Origin of the sequence: Melioribacter sp. Ez-97, assembly GCF_051488665.1 — a bacterium.
GTDB lineage: Bacteria > Bacteroidota > Ignavibacteria > Ignavibacteriales > Melioribacteraceae > Melioribacter.
Window position 1 is genome coordinate 20,016 of sequence record NZ_JBPSEG010000008.1, and the last position, 17,996, is coordinate 38,011.

Consider the following 17,996-nt stretch of genomic DNA (forward strand, 5'->3'; position numbering starts at 1 on the left):
TATATTAAGTTTGCTATATTTATTTGATCCCAAACATAGAACTAAACTAAAAGAAATGAATCTTGCGGATATCGGTTATACCGTATTTCTAGAAAAAAGCGAATGTCAGTCGTTCCCGGAAGGTTTACAGACGGGAAGAGTTGCCGCGGAACATAAAGAGAGGTATATTGTCCTTACAGCCGAAGGCGAATACGAAGCTGAAATTACCGGCAATATGCGTTTTACGGCAGAATCGAGAAAGGACTTTCCCGCAGTCGGGGACTGGGTTCTGTTGACTCCTTACTCAAACGGCTTTGCTCTGATCCATAAAATATTGCCGCGCTATTCGATTCTGGAAAGAAAAGCTGCAGGCAAAAAAAGCGAAGTTCAGATTATCGCTGCAAACGTGGATTATGCTTTTTTAATTCAGGCTGTCGACAGAGATTTTAACGTCAACCGCATCGAACGTTATCTGACGCTCTGTTATACTTCCGGAATTAAACCCGTAGTCGTTCTGACCAAAATCGACTTGATTGACCCTGCTACTCTCGCTTCGATTAAAAACGGCGTGGAAAAACGCGTTAATAACATTCCCGTTCTAACGGTAAGCAATGTTACAGGAGAGGGATTGAGCGATCTGGAAAAATTAATTGAGAAAGGAAAAACTTGCTGCGCGCTCGGCTCCTCCGGCGCGGGCAAATCGACTCTTATTAACAACCTCTCCGGCAAAGATATAATGCGGACGGACTTCATCAGCGAAAGCACAAACAAAGGCAGGCATGTAACGACCCACAGGGAATTAATCGTTCTCGATAAAGGCGGAGTGTTGATCGATAATCCCGGCATGAGGGAAGTGGGAATTACCGATATGTCGACCGGACTGGAAAAGACTTTCGAGTTTATTTACGAACTTTCGACAGACTGCAAATTCAAAGACTGTACTCACACTAATGAACCGGGCTGCGCCGTATTGAAAGCTGTCGACTCGGGTCAAATCGACAAGGCTTTGTACAAAAATTTTCTGAAACTCGAAAAAGAGAAAAATTACTATGAAATGTCAGCTCTGGAAAAAAGGCAAAAAGATAAGAACTTCGGCAAGATGATAAAGAATTTTAAAAAAGAGATTAAGAAGAAGAAATAGAAATCAATTACCCACCCGGTATTAGACAAAAAAATATCCCGGCTATGCATTAAAGCATAAACCGGGATAAAATAGATGAGGGAGGAAGTTCGTTTATACGTCGAAATATTGCTCGAATTCGAACGGATGAGGACGCAAAGCCATTGGTTTTACTTCTCTGTCCATCTTGTAATTTATCCATGCGTTAATAACGTCTTCCGTAAATACGTTGCCTTTCAGTAAGTACTCGTGGTCGTCGGCCAAGGCTTTCAAAGCTGCGCCGAGCGATTCGGGAGTCGAAGGCACGTCTTTTAATTCTTCAGGCGACATGTCGTAGATGTCTTTGTCGAGCGGGTCGCCCGGATCGATGCGATTCATTACTCCGTCCAAACCCGCCATTAATATTGCCGAGAATGCAAGATACGGATTGCTCGACGGGTCGGGGCAGCGGAATTCGACTCTTTTGGCTTTCGGCGAATTCGAATACATCGGTATTCTCACCGAAGCGCTTCTGTTGCGCTGCGAATATGCCAGATTGACCGGAGCTTCGAATCCGGGAACGAGCCGCTTGTACGAATTGGTAGTCGGATTTGTAAATGCCAGCAGCGAAGGAGCGTGTTTCAAAATGCCCCCGATGAAATAGAGAGCCGTTTCGCTCAGTCCGGCATAACCGCCGCCTGCAAAGAGCGGCTTGTTCTTCAGCCACAAACTGACGTGAACGTGCATACCGCTTCCGTTGTCTCCGAAAACCGGCTTGGGCATGTACGTAACTGTTTTGCCGTGCTTTCTTGCTGTATTTTTTATAATGTATTTGAACATTAAAAGCTGGTCTGCCGATTTTAACAACGGCTGGAATTTCATGTCGATTTCGCACTGACCGCCGCTTGCCACTTCGTGGTGTTGAGCTTCGACGTCGATGCCCACTTTTATTAAATTCCGCACCATTTCGTTTCTTAAATCCATCAGTTGGTCTGTCGGCGGAACCGGGAAGTAACCTTCTTTGTAACGCGGCTTATAGCCAAGGTTCGGATTTTCTTCGCGACCGGAATTCCATCTTCCTTCGACTGAATCGACCTGATAAAACGAGAAATTCGGACCGGAATCGAAACGCACGTCGTCGAATACGAAGAATTCGGCTTCGGGACCGAAATACGATGTGTCGGCAAGTCCTGTCGACTTCAGATACGCTTCCGCTTTTTGAGCAATATTGCGAGGGCAGCGGTCGTATTTTTCTTTTGTCGCCGGTTCGTAAACGTCGCAGATTAAAGAAATTGTCGGCGCTTCGATAAACGGATCGACAAACATAGTGTTCGGATCCGGGATAATCAGCATATCGCTTTCGTTGATTCTTTTCCAACCTCTCATAGACGAACCGTCGAAGCCAAATCCGTCTTCAAAAGATGACTCGTCGAATACGCTTACCGGAACCGTAAAGTGCTGCCATTGTCCCGGAAAGTCCATGAATTTCATGTCGACGAATTCAATATTGTTCTTCTTTATAAAAGAAAGAACTTTTTCAGCTGCAGATTCTTTATCTTTGCCCATATTACTACTCCTATAGATTTATGCTTGTTGTTTCTTTGATTGTTGATAAAATAAAATTAGTCACCGTGCGAGTGACTCCGGGCCACGATTGAATCTTATTGAGCAGCTGTTCGAGGGATTTGGTGTCTTTTACAATTGCTTTCAGGATGTGCGAACCTTCGCCCAGAACAGCGTAGCATTCGAGAATCTCCGGAGTCTTTTTTACATGTTCGGCAAGTTTTTCGTAGTTCTTCGAGGAATCCATCATTACAATGATGAACGCCATAATGTCGTAACCGAATACATGACGATTTAGTTTGGCGTAATAGCCTTCGATTATTCCGTGTTCTTCCAGCTTTTTGAGCCGTTCGCTGAGCGAAGGAAGGGATAAGCCGATTAATTCGGCAAGTTCGCTCCTTTTAGTTCTGCCGTTTTCCTGAAGTTTTTTCAGGATGGCAATATCTAAGTCGTCTAACATAACGCTCTCTTATTTATTTAGGTTAATGTAAATTTACGACTTAAAATATAAGGCATGCAGATTTCAGATGCAAACCTTTTTTTTATCCCCATAATTTTTCCACGGATTTTTGCTTATTTTAAAAAAACTCCTAAATTGTTTTGTTATTTACTGTTAATAGTTTTCATTATTTTTATTAAGCGGTTTATAGGGAGAAGCGGAGAGAGAATGTTCTGGCTGAAATTGTTAAAAGATACAATTAAAATTTTCCGGGAAGGTCAAACGCCTGCGCAGATTGCGGGAGGTTTTGCGCTCGGTATGGTCATCGGACTGTCGCCTTCTTTTAATCTGCAGGGTTTGATTCTCTGGATCGTTTTATTGTCGCTCAACGTAAATCTTGCGGCGGCATTCCTTGCAATAACTTTCTGTAATCTGCTGGCATATCTATTCGACCCTTTCTTTCACTGGCTCGGATATCAAATTCTTACGCAAGTCGATTTTCTTAAAGGAATATGGACTTATCTATATAACGCTCCCCTGGCGCCTCTTACTAACTTCAACAATACGGTTGTTATGGGAAGTTTTGTTACCGCTTTGATTTTGTTTCTGCCGGTCTATTTCGGAATGAAAAAATTAACCCTGCTCTACAGAAAAAAACTCTATTCGAAAATCCGGAAACTGAAAATTTACGAGGCGCTCCGGAATAACGATATTATCAAGTGGTATATGAAAATCAGGGACATGCAGATATGAGAAAAGGATTTGTCTTTTTCCTGCTGTTTTTCATCCTCTCTGTAAGCGCGGTTGTCTATTTCTTTGCCGACAGATGGGTCGAAAGCGCAATCGAATCTTCGATTGAATCGGTAACGGGAGCTAAGGCGGATATCGATGATTTGAGCCTAAAATTTATACCGATCGAAATAACCTGGAAACGTCTTCAAATTGCAAATCCGTACAATACATGGACAAACGCTCTGGAAACGGGAGAGGTTGAATTCGGAGTGGACTTTAATCAACTTCTCAGAAAAAAGATTGTTATAGAACGGATTAACGTAAAAGGCTTAAAGATTCTGAGTAAAAGAACGACCGACGGCGCATTGCCTGAGGATGAGAGAAAAAGATCGACTCTCTACAGAGCGGAAAAATCGTTTACTCAATCTTACCGAAAAGCTTTCGACAAGTTGATGGGAACAATTCCGCGTTTCGATTTGAACGACATTAAGAGAAATTTTAATCCGGACAGTTTAATTAAACTGCTTGATCTTCAGACGTATTATTACGCCGATTCGATCGGCAATAAAGTTGTTGAAACAGCCTCGCAGTGGAATGATATAGTACATCAATACGAAAGAAACAAAAATAAATTGATTGAACAGTTCGAAGAAATTAAGAAAATCGACCCGAAGAGTTTGAATAACGCTCAGAATATATTGGCGGCGATCGAAAAAGCGGACAAGGGATATCAGGCGTTAAAACAAATTAAAACCGAATATGAAGAACGTTTCGATGAAATTAAAAGAGAAGCGATGTATTACAAAAACGCGTTCGATACGCTGCGTAAAATTTCTTCGGAAGATTTTGAAAAACTGAAACGGATGGCCCGGCTCCCCGACATTAAATCGCCGAAACTTGCGCCCGTAATTATCGGAAACGAAATTCGGGAACGCGCAATGAATTACATTGCATATGCCGAATTGATTAACGCAAGCGTTCAAAAATACAAACCCGAGCCCGACTACGAAAAACCGCCCCGTTTCGAAGGTCAGAATATCGAATTCCCCGCCGAAGGCAGATATCCCGATTTCTGGATAAAGGAAATCAAAGTTAACGGCGGGACTCCCGGCAACGGAATTTTTGTGGGCGAAGGTATAATTGAAAATGTATCCGACAATCAAAATTTGACCGGCGAGCCTATCACATTCAAACTCGAAGGCGAGTTGAGCAACAACCGCCGCGTTTTAATTTCAGGAACTATCGAAAGAAGAAATTTCCGTAAAACAGATAAGTATACAATTGAACTGAGAGACGTACCCGTAGGAAAAATAAAACTCGGCTCAAATAAATTTCTCCCCGCCGAAATTAACAATGCCTTCCTTTCTGCGAAAGCGGAAATTTTTATTAATGAAAATAACCTGAACCTTATACTCGACAATACTTTTTCGAATATGATTCTATTTTTCGAAAAACAACCCGAATCGATTGTGGAAAGAATAGTATACAATACACTGAACAATATTAACAAATTAAATGCGACGCTCAGATTTTGGATAGAAGCCGGTAAATACGATATTTCACTCGGCACAAATTTAGACGAAGAAATTGCCGCAGGAGTAAGAAAATCGATCGGACAGGAAGTGGAAAGATTGAAGAGCATGCTGAAAGAACGGTTCGACAAAATCGTGGACGCCAAACGAGCCGAACTTGAAAAAATATACAGAGAAAAAGTCGCGCCGGTTGAAGAACAAATCAATAAGTACAGGGATTTAGTAGAAAATTACGATAAATTGATTGAAGAAAAGAAAAAGGAATTGAACAGAAGGCTTGAAGAAGAGAAAAAAGGATTCCTGGAAAAACAACTCAATAAATTCATTAAATAAGAGCTATGAAAAAAATTGTAGTGGTTGAAGACGATAAAGTTTTATGCGAAAATATAAAATCCGCCCTGAGTCTGAGCGACTTTGAAGTGTTTATATCGCACGACGGACTCGAAGGTTTGAATCTAATAAAAGAAGTCAAACCCGACATTATACTCTGCGATATAATGATGCCTGAATACGACGGCTACTGGGTGCTCGAAAACGTCCGCCGGATCGAAGAATTGAAGAATACGCCATTTATATTCATAACCGCCAAATCCGAAAGGGAAAATTTCCGGAAAGGAATGGAAATGGGAGCGGACGACTATCTGACCAAACCGTTCAGAATTTCGGAGTTGACCAAAGCCGTCGAAGTACAGCTTCAGAAGAAAGCCAATTTCGAATCCGCCGCCGGAAATAAATTAAATGCCGAGGATTTTCTGCTGGTCGATACGGGAAATAAAATCATTAAGGTTCCTGTTAAATCGATAGTAATTATAGAAGCGGATAATGTTTATTCGGTGATTTCTACGCGCGAAGGCAAAACATACGAAATAAGAAAATCCGTTTCGAATTGGGAGGGAATTTTGCCGGAAAATTTCGTACGCGTTCACAGAAGCGCAATTATCAATCTCGATTATGTTAAACAAATCGAAAAATTTTCAAATCAAACGATGCTGCTCCACCTCGAAGGATACGACCGCCCCGTGCGAATGGGAAAAAGTTATTGGGCTGCCTTGAAAGACAAGGTTATCAAGTGACACTCCCAGGAGGATTACCATACACGAAATGGTTAGATAAGCGTATTTTGCAAAAAACGTAAATTAGAATAGAGTTGTTTGCTTCCGAAGAAAGTATAGCGCACAAGAACGCTGCATATAATTTATTTATTGTAAAACTTATAAAAAGCAGATGAATTATTTTTGTGGAAATTGGACTCTATAGATAACAACGGCATTCTTATGTTCTATGGGACAATGATCTGTTTTAAAACTTTTTTATGCACTAAAAGCTAAGCTACTTTAAGATTTTGGGAGCGATTTAAATTTATTGCCTGCCGGTTAAATGTTATTCCCTACATATCGATAATAATATTATAATTAATATATAATTGAATATCATTATATTTAGAGATGATTATTTTCAATATGATTAGGGGAGCTCATACTAAAAGCGGATACAATCTTAATCCGGTATAGAGTCTCCTGTAACTAAAGGTAATATATAAAAGTTGTCGTTAGAATATATCTGAGTTTTATAATTTGATTTTATTAACGGTAAAAAAATAAATGTTAAAGTCGCTTTTATTAAACGCTTCGCTTCTGATAGCAATCGGCACGTTGTTTAACCTTCTCTATGGTCTGAGAAAGAAAAGTAAAACGTTATTTTATGTCATTGTCGGGATTGTATTTGGCGTTTCCGCAATAGCAGGGATGAATATACCATATCATTATGCGCCGGGTATAATTTACGACGGACGGTCGATAATTTTAATAGTCGCAGGATTATTCGGAGGACCTGTAAGCGCCGCAATTGCGGTTTTGGTTGCTTCGGTTTACAGAATTTCGCTCGGTGGTCCCGGCGTTATTGCGGGAGTAACCACAATACTCGGTACGGCTTTAACGGGTTTGCTTGTACGACGTTATTACAATAACAACCCGTTAAATTTCACTATTACGGTTTTATTTGTTGCAGGACTGCTGGGTCACGTTGTTATGCTGGCATCTCAATTATTGATTATACCGATTCCGAGCGGATGGAATATTGTGAAACAAATTTGGCTGCCGGTTATGACCATCTTCCCTGTGGCAACTGTTTTACTCGGACTAATATTGCTGAACGAAGAAAAAAGAAGTTACTCGGAAAATTTACTGTCGAGAGAACGCGAAAAATTAAAACTGATTACCGATAACGTGACGGATGTGGTATGGCTTACCGATTTGAATTTTAAGCCTACTTTTATAAGTCCCTCCGTAACAAATCTGCTGGGATTTTCCGTTGAAGAGTATTTGAAGCTGAAGGCGGAAGACCTATACCCTCCCGAAACTTTGAACCGCATAATAAAATGGCTTGCGGAAGAATTTGAAGAAGATAATAAACCGGGCGCCGATAAAAGCAGAAGCAGAATTTATGAAATTCAACAGTTCAGAAAAGACGGGAGTTTGATTGAATTAAGCGTAAACGTGAGGTTCTTGAGAAACGAATACGGCGAACCGGTAGGATTGATCGGAGTTTCGAGGGACATAACCGAGAAAAAGAAAAACGAAAGAGTAAAAGAACTTCTGTACGACGTATCAAGAATTTCCGCCGCGGAAATAGGGCTGGCTGAATTTGCATCGCATATTCACCGGGAAATCAAAAAGATACTTAAAGCAGATAATTTTTATATCGCGCTCTACGATAAGGAAACCGATCTTTACAAGTTTATTTATCATAAAGATAAATATGACGATTACGAGGTTAACAAACCAATCAGTCTAAAGGGAGGTCTTACCGATTATGTCCGGCAAAATGCAAAAGCCGGTTTAATTTCAAGTTCTGAAGACAAAAAACTGATTGAAAACGGGACTGTCAATCTGGTCGGGCACGAAACCGTAATCTGGATGGGTGCGCCTATTATTAATTCCGCCAACGGGGAGGTTATCGGAGTTATTGCGCTTCAGGATTATGAAGCCGAAAACGCATATACTGAAGACGATTTGCGCACTCTCGAAATTATTGCATCCCAGCTCGGTCTGTTTTTGGAGCGCGTTAAAATTCTGGAAGAACTGAAAATTGCAAAAGATAAAGCCGAACTTTCAGACAGACTCAAAACAGAATTTATGGCTCAGATGTCGCACGAAATCAGAACTCCCATCAATATTATTACGGGAAGTATGCAGTTGATAAAAGAAGAGCTTCCCGAAAGCAAAAACTCTGAAATCGAAGAACTTTTCGACAGTATTAATATTGCGGCGGCGCGGATTATAAGAACTATCGATATGATACTAAATTATTCCGAACTTCAAACGGATTCGTACGAAGCGAATTTTAAGATTATTGATCTGGAAGAAATTCTAAAGAAAAAATTATTGGGCGAATTCAGAATTGCCGCGCAAAGTAAAGGCATTAATCTTAAATACGAATGCAATGCTAAAAATACGAAAATCAGAGGGGACGAGTACAGCGTCCATCAGATATTCGCCAATCTGGTGGACAATGCCATAAAGTATACGCATGACGGCGAAGTGAAAATAACCGTGACCGAAACGGAGAATAAAATAAAAGTAGAAGTGTCGGATACGGGAATAGGCATGAGTGAAGAGTTTATGAAAAAGTTATTCGATCCGTTTACTCAGGAAGAAACGGGCTATACAAGATTGTACGACGGAAACGGGTTGGGACTGGCGTTAGTTCAAAAATATTGTCAATTGAACAAAGCGGTAATCGACGTAAAAAGTAAAAAAGGAGAGGGTTCTGTTTTCTCCGTCTTGCTAAATAAAGCAGAATAGTTCTTTTGAACGAATGGATGTTTTCAGCGGAAAAATTAAAAGCGATAAAATTTACGCATAACTTTGCCTGATTCTTTCCATTAAAATAAAACCGGCGTTTTTGGTTATTGCGCTTGTCGATAGCTATAATAGAATGCGTTAATAGAGAGTAATCGTCAACAAGATCAAAAAAAACGGGCAAAGAAAAATTTCCCCGCCCGTTTAATTAAAGTTTATTAAAGATGTATTACATCTCGTCAATAATCCTGTTCAATACGGTGCACGGTCTCATAACAGCCGAGGCTTTGTTGTCGTCGGGCATGTAATATCCGCCGATGTCGACCGGTTTGCCCTGAACCGAGATCAGGTCGTTCATTATTTTATCTTCGTTCGAAGAGAGCTCCTTGTATATTCTTTCGAATCTGTTTTTCAAATCGTTGTCTTCGTTTTGATTGGCAAGTTCTTCCGCCCAATAGAGAGCCAGATAGAACGAGCTGCCGCGGTTGTCGATTTCGCCGGCTTTACGCGACGGCAGTTTTCCGTTTTCTAAATATTTGCCGATGGCTTTGTCCAGGGCTTCAGCCAGAATTTTCGCTTTGTTGTTCTTGGTCTTTTCATAAACCATTTCGAATGACGGGACCAATGCGCAATACTCGCCGAGCGAGTCCCAGCGTAAATGATTTTCTTTAATAAGTTGTTCGACGTGTTTTGGAGCGGAACCGCCCGCGCCCGTTTCGAAAAGTCCGCCGCCTTTCAACAAAGGCACAATCGAAAGCATTCTGGCGCTCGTTCCCAGTTCGAGTATCGGAAATAAATCCGTCAAATAGTCTCTCAAAACATTTCCTGTTACGGAAATAGTGTCCAATCCTTTACGCGAGCGTTCGCACGTAAACTTCATCGCTTCGGTCGGCTTCATTATTTTTATGTCGAGCCCCGAGGTGTCGTGTTCCTGCAAGTATTTATTTACCTTTGCAATAATTTCTCTGTCGTGAGCTCTGTTTTCGTCCAGCCAGAAGACGGCGGGAGTTGAAGAAGTCCTGGCTCTGTTTACGGCAAGTTTAACCCAGTCTTTAACGGCTTCGTCTTTGGTCTGGCACATTCTGAAAATATCGCCGGCTTCGACTTTTTGTTCGAGTAAAATATTGCCTTCGCTATCGACCACTCGCACTGCTCCGTCCGATTTCAATTCGAAAGTTTTGTCGTGCGATCCGTATTCTTCGGCTTTCTTTGCCATCAAACCCACATTCGAAACAGCGCCCATTGTAGCCGGGTCGAACTGTCCGTTTGCTTTAACGTCGTCGATCATTGCCTGGTACATTGTGGCATAACTGCGGTCGGGTATCATTGCGATTGTATCCTGGAGTTCGTCGTTTTTGTTCCACATTTTTCCGCCGTCGCGTATTACAACGGGCATCGAGGCGTCGATTATTACGTCGTTCGGAACGTGCAGATTTGTTTTGCCTATTCGCGAGTCTACCATCGCCAAATCCGGTCCTGTTTCATAAGCTTTGTTGATGTCGTTTTCAATTTCAATTCGTTTTTCGTCGGGGAGTTTTTTCAATTTTTCCAGAACGTCCATTAAGCCGTTGTTAACGTTAGCTCCGACTTCCTTCAAAGTATCGGCATGTTTTTCGAGAGCGTCTTTGAAATAGACCGACACCGCATGCCCGAACATTATCGGGTCGGACACTTTCATCATCGTGGCTTTCAGATGGAGCGATAGAAGAACGCCGTCTCTTTTGGCTTCTTCAATCTGTCGTTCGTAAAACTTTCTCAGTTCTTTTACGTTCATTACGGCAGCGTCGATTACCTCGCCTTCGAGCAATTCCAATTTTTCTTTCAGTGTGGTTGCATTGCCGTTTATGTCGACAAATTCGATTTTGACCGCGGTATTTTTATCGAGAGTGAGCGATTTTTCCGACCCGTAGAAATCCTTTTGATTCATATGAGCCACTTTGGTTTTGGAATCCTTCGACCACGGCTTCATCATTTTGTGCGGATGTTTTTGCGCGAATTTTTTGACAGATGACGCCGCTCTACGATCGGAGTTTCCTTCTCTTAATACCGGATTGACGGCCGAGCCCAAAACTTTGGAGTATCGCTCCCGTATTTTCTTTTCTTCGTCCGACGCTGGTTCATCGGGAAAATCCGGCAGCGGAAATCCTTTCTCCTGAAGTTCTTTGATGGCTGCTTTTAACTGCGGTATCGTTGCGCTTATGTTCGGAAGTTTAATGATGTTCGCGTTCGGATCCTGCGTCAGTTTGCCCAGTTCCGCCAGGCAGTCGTCTACTCTTTGGCTTTCATTTAAATATTCCGGAAACGCCGCAAGTATTCTGCCTGCAAGCGAAATATCTTTTTCTTCGAATTCAATGCCGGTTCCTTTAGTAAAAGATTTTAAGATCGGCAGCAGCGAATAACTTGCCAACGCCGGCGCTTCGTCCGTCTTTGTCCACATTATTTTAAAACTCATAACTGTTTCCTCTTATGTTTCCGATTAGATTTTTATTTATCGCTTTAAAATACAGATTTAAGCTTAATTAATGAATAAAATTGAATAGAAGGACACGGAATATTTTTTTTATGGGAAATGGTAATTGTGAATTCATGCTTTTAATATGTATGCGAAGATTTAATTCGAATACAGATATGAAAAATATATTTTTAGTCGGGGGATTAAAATTAACTTAGGGGGAGTTGTACTATACTTTTCTGAACTCATTATGAAGCGGTAATTATTTTTGTTGATAGTATGTGAATATTTAATTAGTTTAATGTTTAGTTAGGGATCTCGAGGGATTTTTTTGCGAGCGTAAGCAATACCAGTTTTATTACCGATAGTGTAAAGTTTATCCGAGTAATTTAATAGAGCGACAAAAATGAGCAACAAATATCTGATAGGATTATTAATTATTATATCATTTACGGCTTGCGAAAGGAAAATTATAAATGAGCCGCCCGTCGTTGAAATGGTCAATTTGCAGCCTCTTGACGAAGGTCAGATGATGATTAATGACTTTCAGGTCAAACTTACGAATACCGGACTACTCTCTGTTCCCGGTCTTATTTACGAAGCGGGATTGTGGATCGGAATGGAGAAAAACGGCGAGATAAGAGGGAATCTGATATATACACAACCGCCGTATTCAAATTATATGGCGGAACAGTCGGGCAGGAAAATCGGTGTGTACGCGCTGGAAACAGGAATTATTTACAATACTTCAGGCTGGCCTAGTGATCTGGAAGGGCAGATGGATAGAAACGGACCGAAAATTTACGGAGATAAAATGTTGTGGACGGCTCTTATGTCGGACACGACAATATCGGAACCGCTTTTTTACGCATACCCGATAAAAGATTTGCTCGTTACCGCCGCTGTCTATGCATATAATTCCGAAGATTTGAAGGATGTTATTTTTATAAAATACTGCATCAAAAACTTAAGTTATGAAACGTGGGAAAATTTGCGCGCCGGCTTTTTTACCGATACTGACATCGGATTTTCATTAAACAACAAAACGGCATATGATTCTGTCAAACAAATTTCCTATACGTATGATACCGTAGACTTTAATGTGGCGGGTTATAAATTTTTGGAAACTCCAAAGAATAGCGGCGTCTACAGTCATAGGATAATGAGGAAGAACAATTATATCAATCCCGAGTTTGGCGAGTACAGCTTCAAAAGACCCGAACAAATAATGTATGTATTAAAAGGTCTCTCAAACGACGGTCAGCCGATGATAAATCCTGTTACGAATAAAGAAACGCTCTTTGCATTTACGGGCGATCCGATTACGCGCACAGGCTGGCTCGATTCGCCTGTGGACGTACGCAGCTTTTTATCGACCGGCGAATTAACTTTGAAACCCCGAGAGAAAGCCTGGCTTACCATAGCGCTTGTATATAAAAAGGATAATAGTCTCAAGAACGCGATAAGAGAGATGAAACTGAAAATTGAAAGAGTTTATGCAAATAAAAGTCTGTGGGATTTTAAATGATAGTGTAAGATTTAGCCGCTGAGATCTTGAGTTACAGATAACCGGAAATGCTTAATTCTATATAGTCTGCAGGTGTTACAATACAGCATAAAGCTGTTAAACTCCGGGACTTGTGAAGAGTTATAATCGGTAAACGGAAAATAAAATATTGGTCGAGTTAAAATAAAAAAAACCGGTAAAATACCGGGCTTTCTGAGCTGGTCCCGCCAGGGCGGGATAAACTCCGGGACTTGTGAAGAGTTGTAATCGGTAAACGGAAAATGAAATATTAGTCGATTTAAAATAAAAAACCCGGTGAAATTACCGGGCTTCCTGAGCTGGTCCCGCCAAGGCGGGATAAACTCCGGGACTTGTAAAGAGTTATAATCGGTAAATGGAAGATGAAATATTAGTCGATTTAAAATAAAAAAACCCGGTATAATACCGGGCTTCCTGAGCTGGTCCCGCCAAGGCGGGATAAACTCCGGGACTTGTAAAGAGTTGCAATCGGTAAACGGAAAATGAAATATTAGTCGATTTAAAATAAAAAACCCGGTGAAATACCGGGCTTCCTGAGCTGGTCCCGCCAAGGCGGGATAAACTTCGGGACTTGTAAAGAGTTATAATCGGTAAACGGAAAATGAAATATTAGTCGATTTAAAATAAAAAACCCGGTATAATACCGGGCTTCCTGAGCTGGTCCCGCCAAGGCGGGATAAACTCCTGGACTTGTAAAGAGTTATAATCGGTAAATGGAAGATGAAATATTAGTCGATTTAAAATAAAAAAACCCGGTATAATACCGGGCTTCCTGAGCTGGCGAAGGGACTTGAACCCCCGACCTGCTGATTACAAGTCAGCTGCTCTACCAACTGAGCTACGCCAGCATAAAGTAAAAAACTTAAAGTCAGCTGCTCTACCTCCGTCGGCTGACGGATGAGCTACGCCAGCATAAAGTAAAAAACTTAAAGTCAGCTGCTCTACCTCCGTCAGTTGACGGATGAGCTACGCCAGCATAAAATAAAAAATCAAAAGTCAGCTGCTCTACCTCCGTCGGCTGACGGATGAGTCTATAATTTTTCAAAATTAACGTCTGCAAATCTACTAAATTATCCTGTTTGAGTGCAATATCGAGCCGAATTTTTTTTATTTTTGTTCATGCCAAAAAATATTCCATAAATGACGAAAAACGAACTGAAATATTATTCATCATTACAAAAAAAGAAACATCGTAAAACGGAGGGAAAATTCCCTGTTGAAGGGGCTAAATTGATCCGCGAAGCTATCGAGTCGGAATTTATATGTGAAATTGTTTTTTATACTCATCTGTTTGAAGATAAATACGGGGAATTTTTGGAGTATCTCAAATTCAAAGGATGCAAGTCGGAGTTAATATCTCAAAAGGAGTTGGAAAGATTGAGCGATACGGAAACGCCTCAGGGGATTATCGGAATTTTCAGTGAAAAAAACGTTTCCACATCGAACGCGAACCCTCAATTCCTTCTGGCGCTTGAAGATATCTCCGATCCCGGAAACATGGGAACCATTATCCGAAACGCCGACTGGTTCGGACTGAAAAAGATTATTGCAAGCAACAACTGCGCGGAAATTTATAACCCGAAAGTAATCAGATCGTCAGCCGGATCGGTTTTTCATATTGAAATTTTATTTTCTAATGATTTTTATGATTTGCTTGCCGGTCTGAAAAAAGACGGATACATTGTTCTCACGGCGGATTTGAAAGGAGAAAGTATTTATGAATTTACTCCAGGCGGCAAAATTATTTTGACGCTTTCGAACGAAGCCAAAGGTCCGTCCGATAAATTGAAATCGATCACAGATAAACTAATAACGATACCGGGAGGCGGAAGGGCAGAATCTCTGAACGTGGCTTCGGCTTCGGCTGTCCTGATTTCTGAATTGGCGCGTAAAATTTAATCGAAAAATTCCCACGCCACTCCGAATCTTACCGCGCGTTCCTGCTTCGGATAATACGGAACAATAAAGTATTTTGAATTGAGCAAATTCTCGAAAACAAAATAGAGAATGGCGCGCTCCTGCAATTGACCCGCAAAGAAAAAGTCGATTTGATTTGACGGCTTGAATAAATAGTCGTCGTATTTGTAGATATGCCACGAAGCAGTAATCATCCTTTCGAAATCATAATAAATGCCAGGTCTTTTGCCGTAGAGGTAAAAATTAAATCCGGTTTTTAAATTAAGATTATTATTGAAAAGAGTGTCGACGTAATAGATTCCGCCGGTCGATATAATATCGGGGAGTCCGAGCGAATTTCTTCCTTCCCGGTTGAAATAATAACTTGAATTGGTTTCGAACAGAAATTTCCAGAGCTTTAATGAGGCGCGTAAATTCGCGCCGTCTATTAAAATATTTTTGGAAATGAAACCGGATTCGGTCATGATTAATTTATTCTTTATATCCTTTCTAAAGTAAGAAGCTTCGGCGTTTATCAGAGGCGAATAATATGATAATTTGATTTCGGCATTATGATAAATTTGTTTGCCGGATTCGCCGAATAGACTTTTCTCGTACAGATTATACGGCTTGCTGAAATTCGAATATCCCGCATAAAATATAAATCCCAATGGAGTTCTCAGGCTTAAGTCGGCTCCGTAACCAAGATGGGAAGAGCCGTTATAATTCAGATATTTTCCGAAGTACGAAAGTTCGAGTTTTTCTTGCAATGTTTTTGTAGAGCCGATTAAAGAGGAAGCAAGAACGGTTAGTTTATCTTCGTCGATAAGCGGAGACGAAACGGATGTATATTCAAATTGATTAATAGAATAAAACCGGAAGGCTCCGAAATTTAACGATTGATTGTAATTCAAGCCCGCGCTGTTCGATGAGTTGTCGTGAATTATTGTATCGACGCCGGTTTGCGTTATAAAATATGTCGTATCGTTTTGTCTGTATTCATTTAGATGCGAGCGAAGAAAAAACGAGATTTTGTACGGCGCATTCGAATCCAGATACGATTTTATTCCCCCATCAAAGTATTGAAGCGTTGACTTCTGATACCGGTAATAGAAATTAACCGGCGCAAGAATCGGATTGTAGATTACCGGATTTTCGTAATCGAGCGGCGAAGCAACCGCCGAATCAATATTTACGCCTCCGTTTAATTGTGTGTTTGTTTTGGAATACTTGTACGAAGAAAACGCAAACGTAGAATCGCTCAATTTATAATTTGTTTTTAATGTAAACGCCCAGAGACTGTAATCGCTGTTCGGGTATCGAAGACCCGCGCTTTGATTCGTTAACTCGAATGAGATATTGAGCTTTTCTGAAAAATTCGAATTGAAATAGCCGTCGATAAAACCTTCGTCGTAAGGCGCCTGATAATAACGCAGACGTGTGTACGGTCTTTCATGCAAATATTTTCTTGATACGAAATTTATTGCTGCCGGATTATTATCCGCGCCGTATAAAAATCCTCTTGCCAGAGGAATTAATTCTATTTCTTCTATGCTTTCGGACTGGAATAAGTTTAAGTCGAATGAGTTGAAGATTCTGTCGTTGAGAAATGCCTGGTCGCTCAAAACGGAGATGTTGTTAAAGCCTTCGCCATATAAAATTAATTCGTGCGGCTGTCCTGTAAAACCGAGGTCTCTCAGAAATCCGAAAGGCATTAATTTAAAAAAATCGCCGGGGTACCTGTAGTCGGAAAAATTGATATATTTTTTTGATATCGAATTACCGGTCGAATCGATTAAAGCGCCCGTTTTGTGGAGAGTCGAATCGGTCTGTCCTTCAATGATTACAAAAGAGACAATAACCAGCCCCAAAATTCTTATTGTCGTTCTTAATATTTTCATAGTGCAAAAATAGTTTTAATTATTAAATCAAAAAAGCGTGAAATCTATTGATTAATTATAAGCCGTTGACATAAATCAAAATGTTGATAAAAAAGACAAAAAATGTTTGTTTTAAGTTGAAAAATTGTTAAATTTTGTACGTCTGCGAAAAGCAGGAATGTAAAACATTCAATAATAAAAGGAGTAATCCTATGCCAATGACAAAGAGTCAAATTGTAGACCACATGGCAAAGAAGACCGGGCTTACAAAAAAACAAACAACTCAGTTCCTGGAAGAGTTTGTGGCTCTGGCTTACAAAGAAGCTAAAAAAGAGTTCCTTATTCCCGGTCTGGGTAAAGTAGTTCTGGTTAAAAGAAAAGCTCGCAAAGGAAGAAATCCACAAACCGGCGAAACAATCAAAATTCCTGCAAAGAAAGTTCTCAAATTCAGATTCGTTAAAGCAGCTAAAGACGCTATACTGGGAACAAAAAAATAAGCTGTCTTTATTCTTTTAATATCTTTGTAAATGGAGGCTGATTTGTCAGCCTCTTTTTATTTTCCCTCTGTCGGTTTTAATCTTGCTCAATAATTCATTGTAAAGTTTATCGGGCACGTTTCTTAATATTTTTGTCAACAGTTTTTGGAAATCTCCGACGTGCGAATAGAAACCGACCGTAACGTTCTGTGATTTATCATGAAGATAAATCGGTCGTGTGGGAAAACCGCTGAAAATTCCGCCTCGCAATTCGTCGATATTTTTGTAATGAATGACTATCTTCTTTTTGCTCATAAAAAAGTCGTCGCATATCATCTTCTCATTATCGGCTTCGATTACAAACGGGAAAAGACGATATGTTTTTATAAAATATCTGTTGAGTATATAGATTATTAGTCCGTTAATTGCTGCGGGAAAGACGAAATACCATTTCTCTGATATAAAATAAATCGAAGAAATAAAATGAATAGAAAGAAAAAACGTCGCTATGATATTTCCGTACCGATAAATTATACGGGCAAAAAAAGAATAACTGAATTTTTCCATTTCGTTTTTTGTTAATGTTTCGAATAACCGATTGT

The 17,996-nt window shown here is 40.4% G+C and carries 13 protein-coding genes and 1 tRNA gene; 8 read left to right on the forward strand and 6 right to left on the reverse strand.

All coding sequences use genetic code 11. From position 1 onward, the window contains the following. The first annotated feature begins 55 nt into the window (after nucleotides 1-55). On the forward strand, nucleotides 56-1,120 hold the full coding sequence (gene rsgA, locus ACSSWA_RS09975; protein ID WP_437356424.1) for a ribosome small subunit-dependent GTPase A: 1,065 nt from the start codon (nucleotides 56-58) through the stop codon (nucleotides 1,118-1,120). Between the two features lie 93 nt (nucleotides 1,121-1,213). On the opposite strand, the gene glnA is transcribed toward rsgA, so the two are convergent. Then, entirely contained in the window at nucleotides 1,214-2,644 is a 1,431-nt protein-coding gene (gene glnA / locus ACSSWA_RS09980; RefSeq protein ID WP_437356425.1) for a type I glutamate--ammonia ligase, read from the reverse strand. A gap of 10 nt (nucleotides 2,645-2,654) precedes the next feature. After that, nucleotides 2,655-3,101 carry an Lrp/AsnC family transcriptional regulator gene (locus tag ACSSWA_RS09985; RefSeq protein WP_014856076.1) on the reverse strand — a complete coding sequence of 149 codons (447 nt, stop codon included), beginning with the start codon at nucleotides 3,099-3,101 and terminating at the stop codon, nucleotides 2,655-2,657. Nucleotides 3,102-3,308: 207 nt separating this feature from the next. Here ACSSWA_RS09985 and ACSSWA_RS09990 point away from each other — a divergent pair, with 207 nt between their 5' ends. From ACSSWA_RS09990 to ACSSWA_RS10005, 4 genes are all read left to right on the forward strand, one after another. Then, complete coding sequence (locus ACSSWA_RS09990; protein ID WP_437356426.1) at nucleotides 3,309-3,833, forward strand: TIGR03546 family protein; 525 nt, start codon at nucleotides 3,309-3,311, stop codon at nucleotides 3,831-3,833. Next, nucleotides 3,830-5,677 carry a TIGR03545 family protein gene (locus ACSSWA_RS09995; protein WP_437356427.1) on the forward strand — a complete coding sequence of 616 codons (1,848 nt, stop codon included), beginning with the start codon at nucleotides 3,830-3,832 and terminating at the stop codon, nucleotides 5,675-5,677. The genes ACSSWA_RS09990 and ACSSWA_RS09995 overlap by 4 nt, the downstream gene beginning before the upstream one ends. A 5-nt stretch (nucleotides 5,678-5,682) precedes the next feature. Then, on the forward strand, nucleotides 5,683-6,417 hold the full coding sequence (locus tag ACSSWA_RS10000; protein WP_437356428.1) for a LytR/AlgR family response regulator transcription factor: 735 nt from the start codon (nucleotides 5,683-5,685) through the stop codon (nucleotides 6,415-6,417). A gap of 528 nt (nucleotides 6,418-6,945) precedes the next feature. Further along, the gene (locus tag ACSSWA_RS10005) at nucleotides 6,946-9,147 is read left to right on the forward strand and encodes a LytS/YhcK type 5TM receptor domain-containing protein (protein WP_437356429.1); all 2,202 of its coding nucleotides are present in this window, start codon (nucleotides 6,946-6,948) and stop codon (nucleotides 9,145-9,147) included. Nucleotides 9,148-9,373: 226 nt separating this feature from the next. Here ACSSWA_RS10005 and ACSSWA_RS10010 read toward each other — a convergent pair whose 3' ends face one another. Beyond that, nucleotides 9,374-11,596, reverse strand: coding sequence for an NADP-dependent isocitrate dehydrogenase (locus ACSSWA_RS10010; RefSeq protein ID WP_437356430.1), 2,223 nt, complete (start codon nucleotides 11,594-11,596; stop codon nucleotides 9,374-9,376). Nucleotides 11,597-12,002: 406 nt separating this feature from the next. Between ACSSWA_RS10010 and ACSSWA_RS10015 the strand changes: the two genes are divergently transcribed. Then, nucleotides 12,003-13,124: a hypothetical protein gene (locus tag ACSSWA_RS10015; RefSeq protein WP_437356431.1), complete on the forward strand. Its 1,122-nt coding sequence runs from the start codon at nucleotides 12,003-12,005 to the stop codon at nucleotides 13,122-13,124. A gap of 793 nt (nucleotides 13,125-13,917) precedes the next feature. On the opposite strand, the gene ACSSWA_RS10020 is transcribed toward ACSSWA_RS10015, so the two are convergent. Beyond that, a tRNA-Thr gene (locus tag ACSSWA_RS10020) sits at nucleotides 13,918-13,990 on the reverse strand. Between the two features lie 292 nt (nucleotides 13,991-14,282). Here ACSSWA_RS10020 and ACSSWA_RS10025 point away from each other — a divergent pair. Beyond that, nucleotides 14,283-15,041, forward strand: a complete 759-nt coding sequence (locus tag ACSSWA_RS10025) for a TrmH family RNA methyltransferase (protein WP_437356432.1) — start codon at nucleotides 14,283-14,285, stop codon at nucleotides 15,039-15,041. Here the strand turns inward: ACSSWA_RS10025 and ACSSWA_RS10030 are convergent. Further along, nucleotides 15,038-16,939 carry a putative porin gene (locus ACSSWA_RS10030; RefSeq protein ID WP_437356433.1) on the reverse strand — a complete coding sequence of 634 codons (1,902 nt, stop codon included), beginning with the start codon at nucleotides 16,937-16,939 and terminating at the stop codon, nucleotides 15,038-15,040. The genes ACSSWA_RS10025 and ACSSWA_RS10030 overlap by 4 nt on opposite strands. 191 nt (nucleotides 16,940-17,130) lie before the next feature. Between ACSSWA_RS10030 and ACSSWA_RS10035 the strand changes: the two genes are divergently transcribed. Beyond that, complete coding sequence (locus tag ACSSWA_RS10035; protein ID WP_437356434.1) at nucleotides 17,131-17,415, forward strand: HU family DNA-binding protein; 285 nt, start codon at nucleotides 17,131-17,133, stop codon at nucleotides 17,413-17,415. Nucleotides 17,416-17,460: 45 nt separating this feature from the next. Here ACSSWA_RS10035 and ACSSWA_RS10040 read toward each other — a convergent pair whose 3' ends face one another. Then, nucleotides 17,461-17,961: a hypothetical protein gene (locus ACSSWA_RS10040; protein ID WP_437356435.1), complete on the reverse strand. Its 501-nt coding sequence runs from the start codon at nucleotides 17,959-17,961 to the stop codon at nucleotides 17,461-17,463. Between the last annotated feature and the right edge of the window lie 35 nt (nucleotides 17,962-17,996).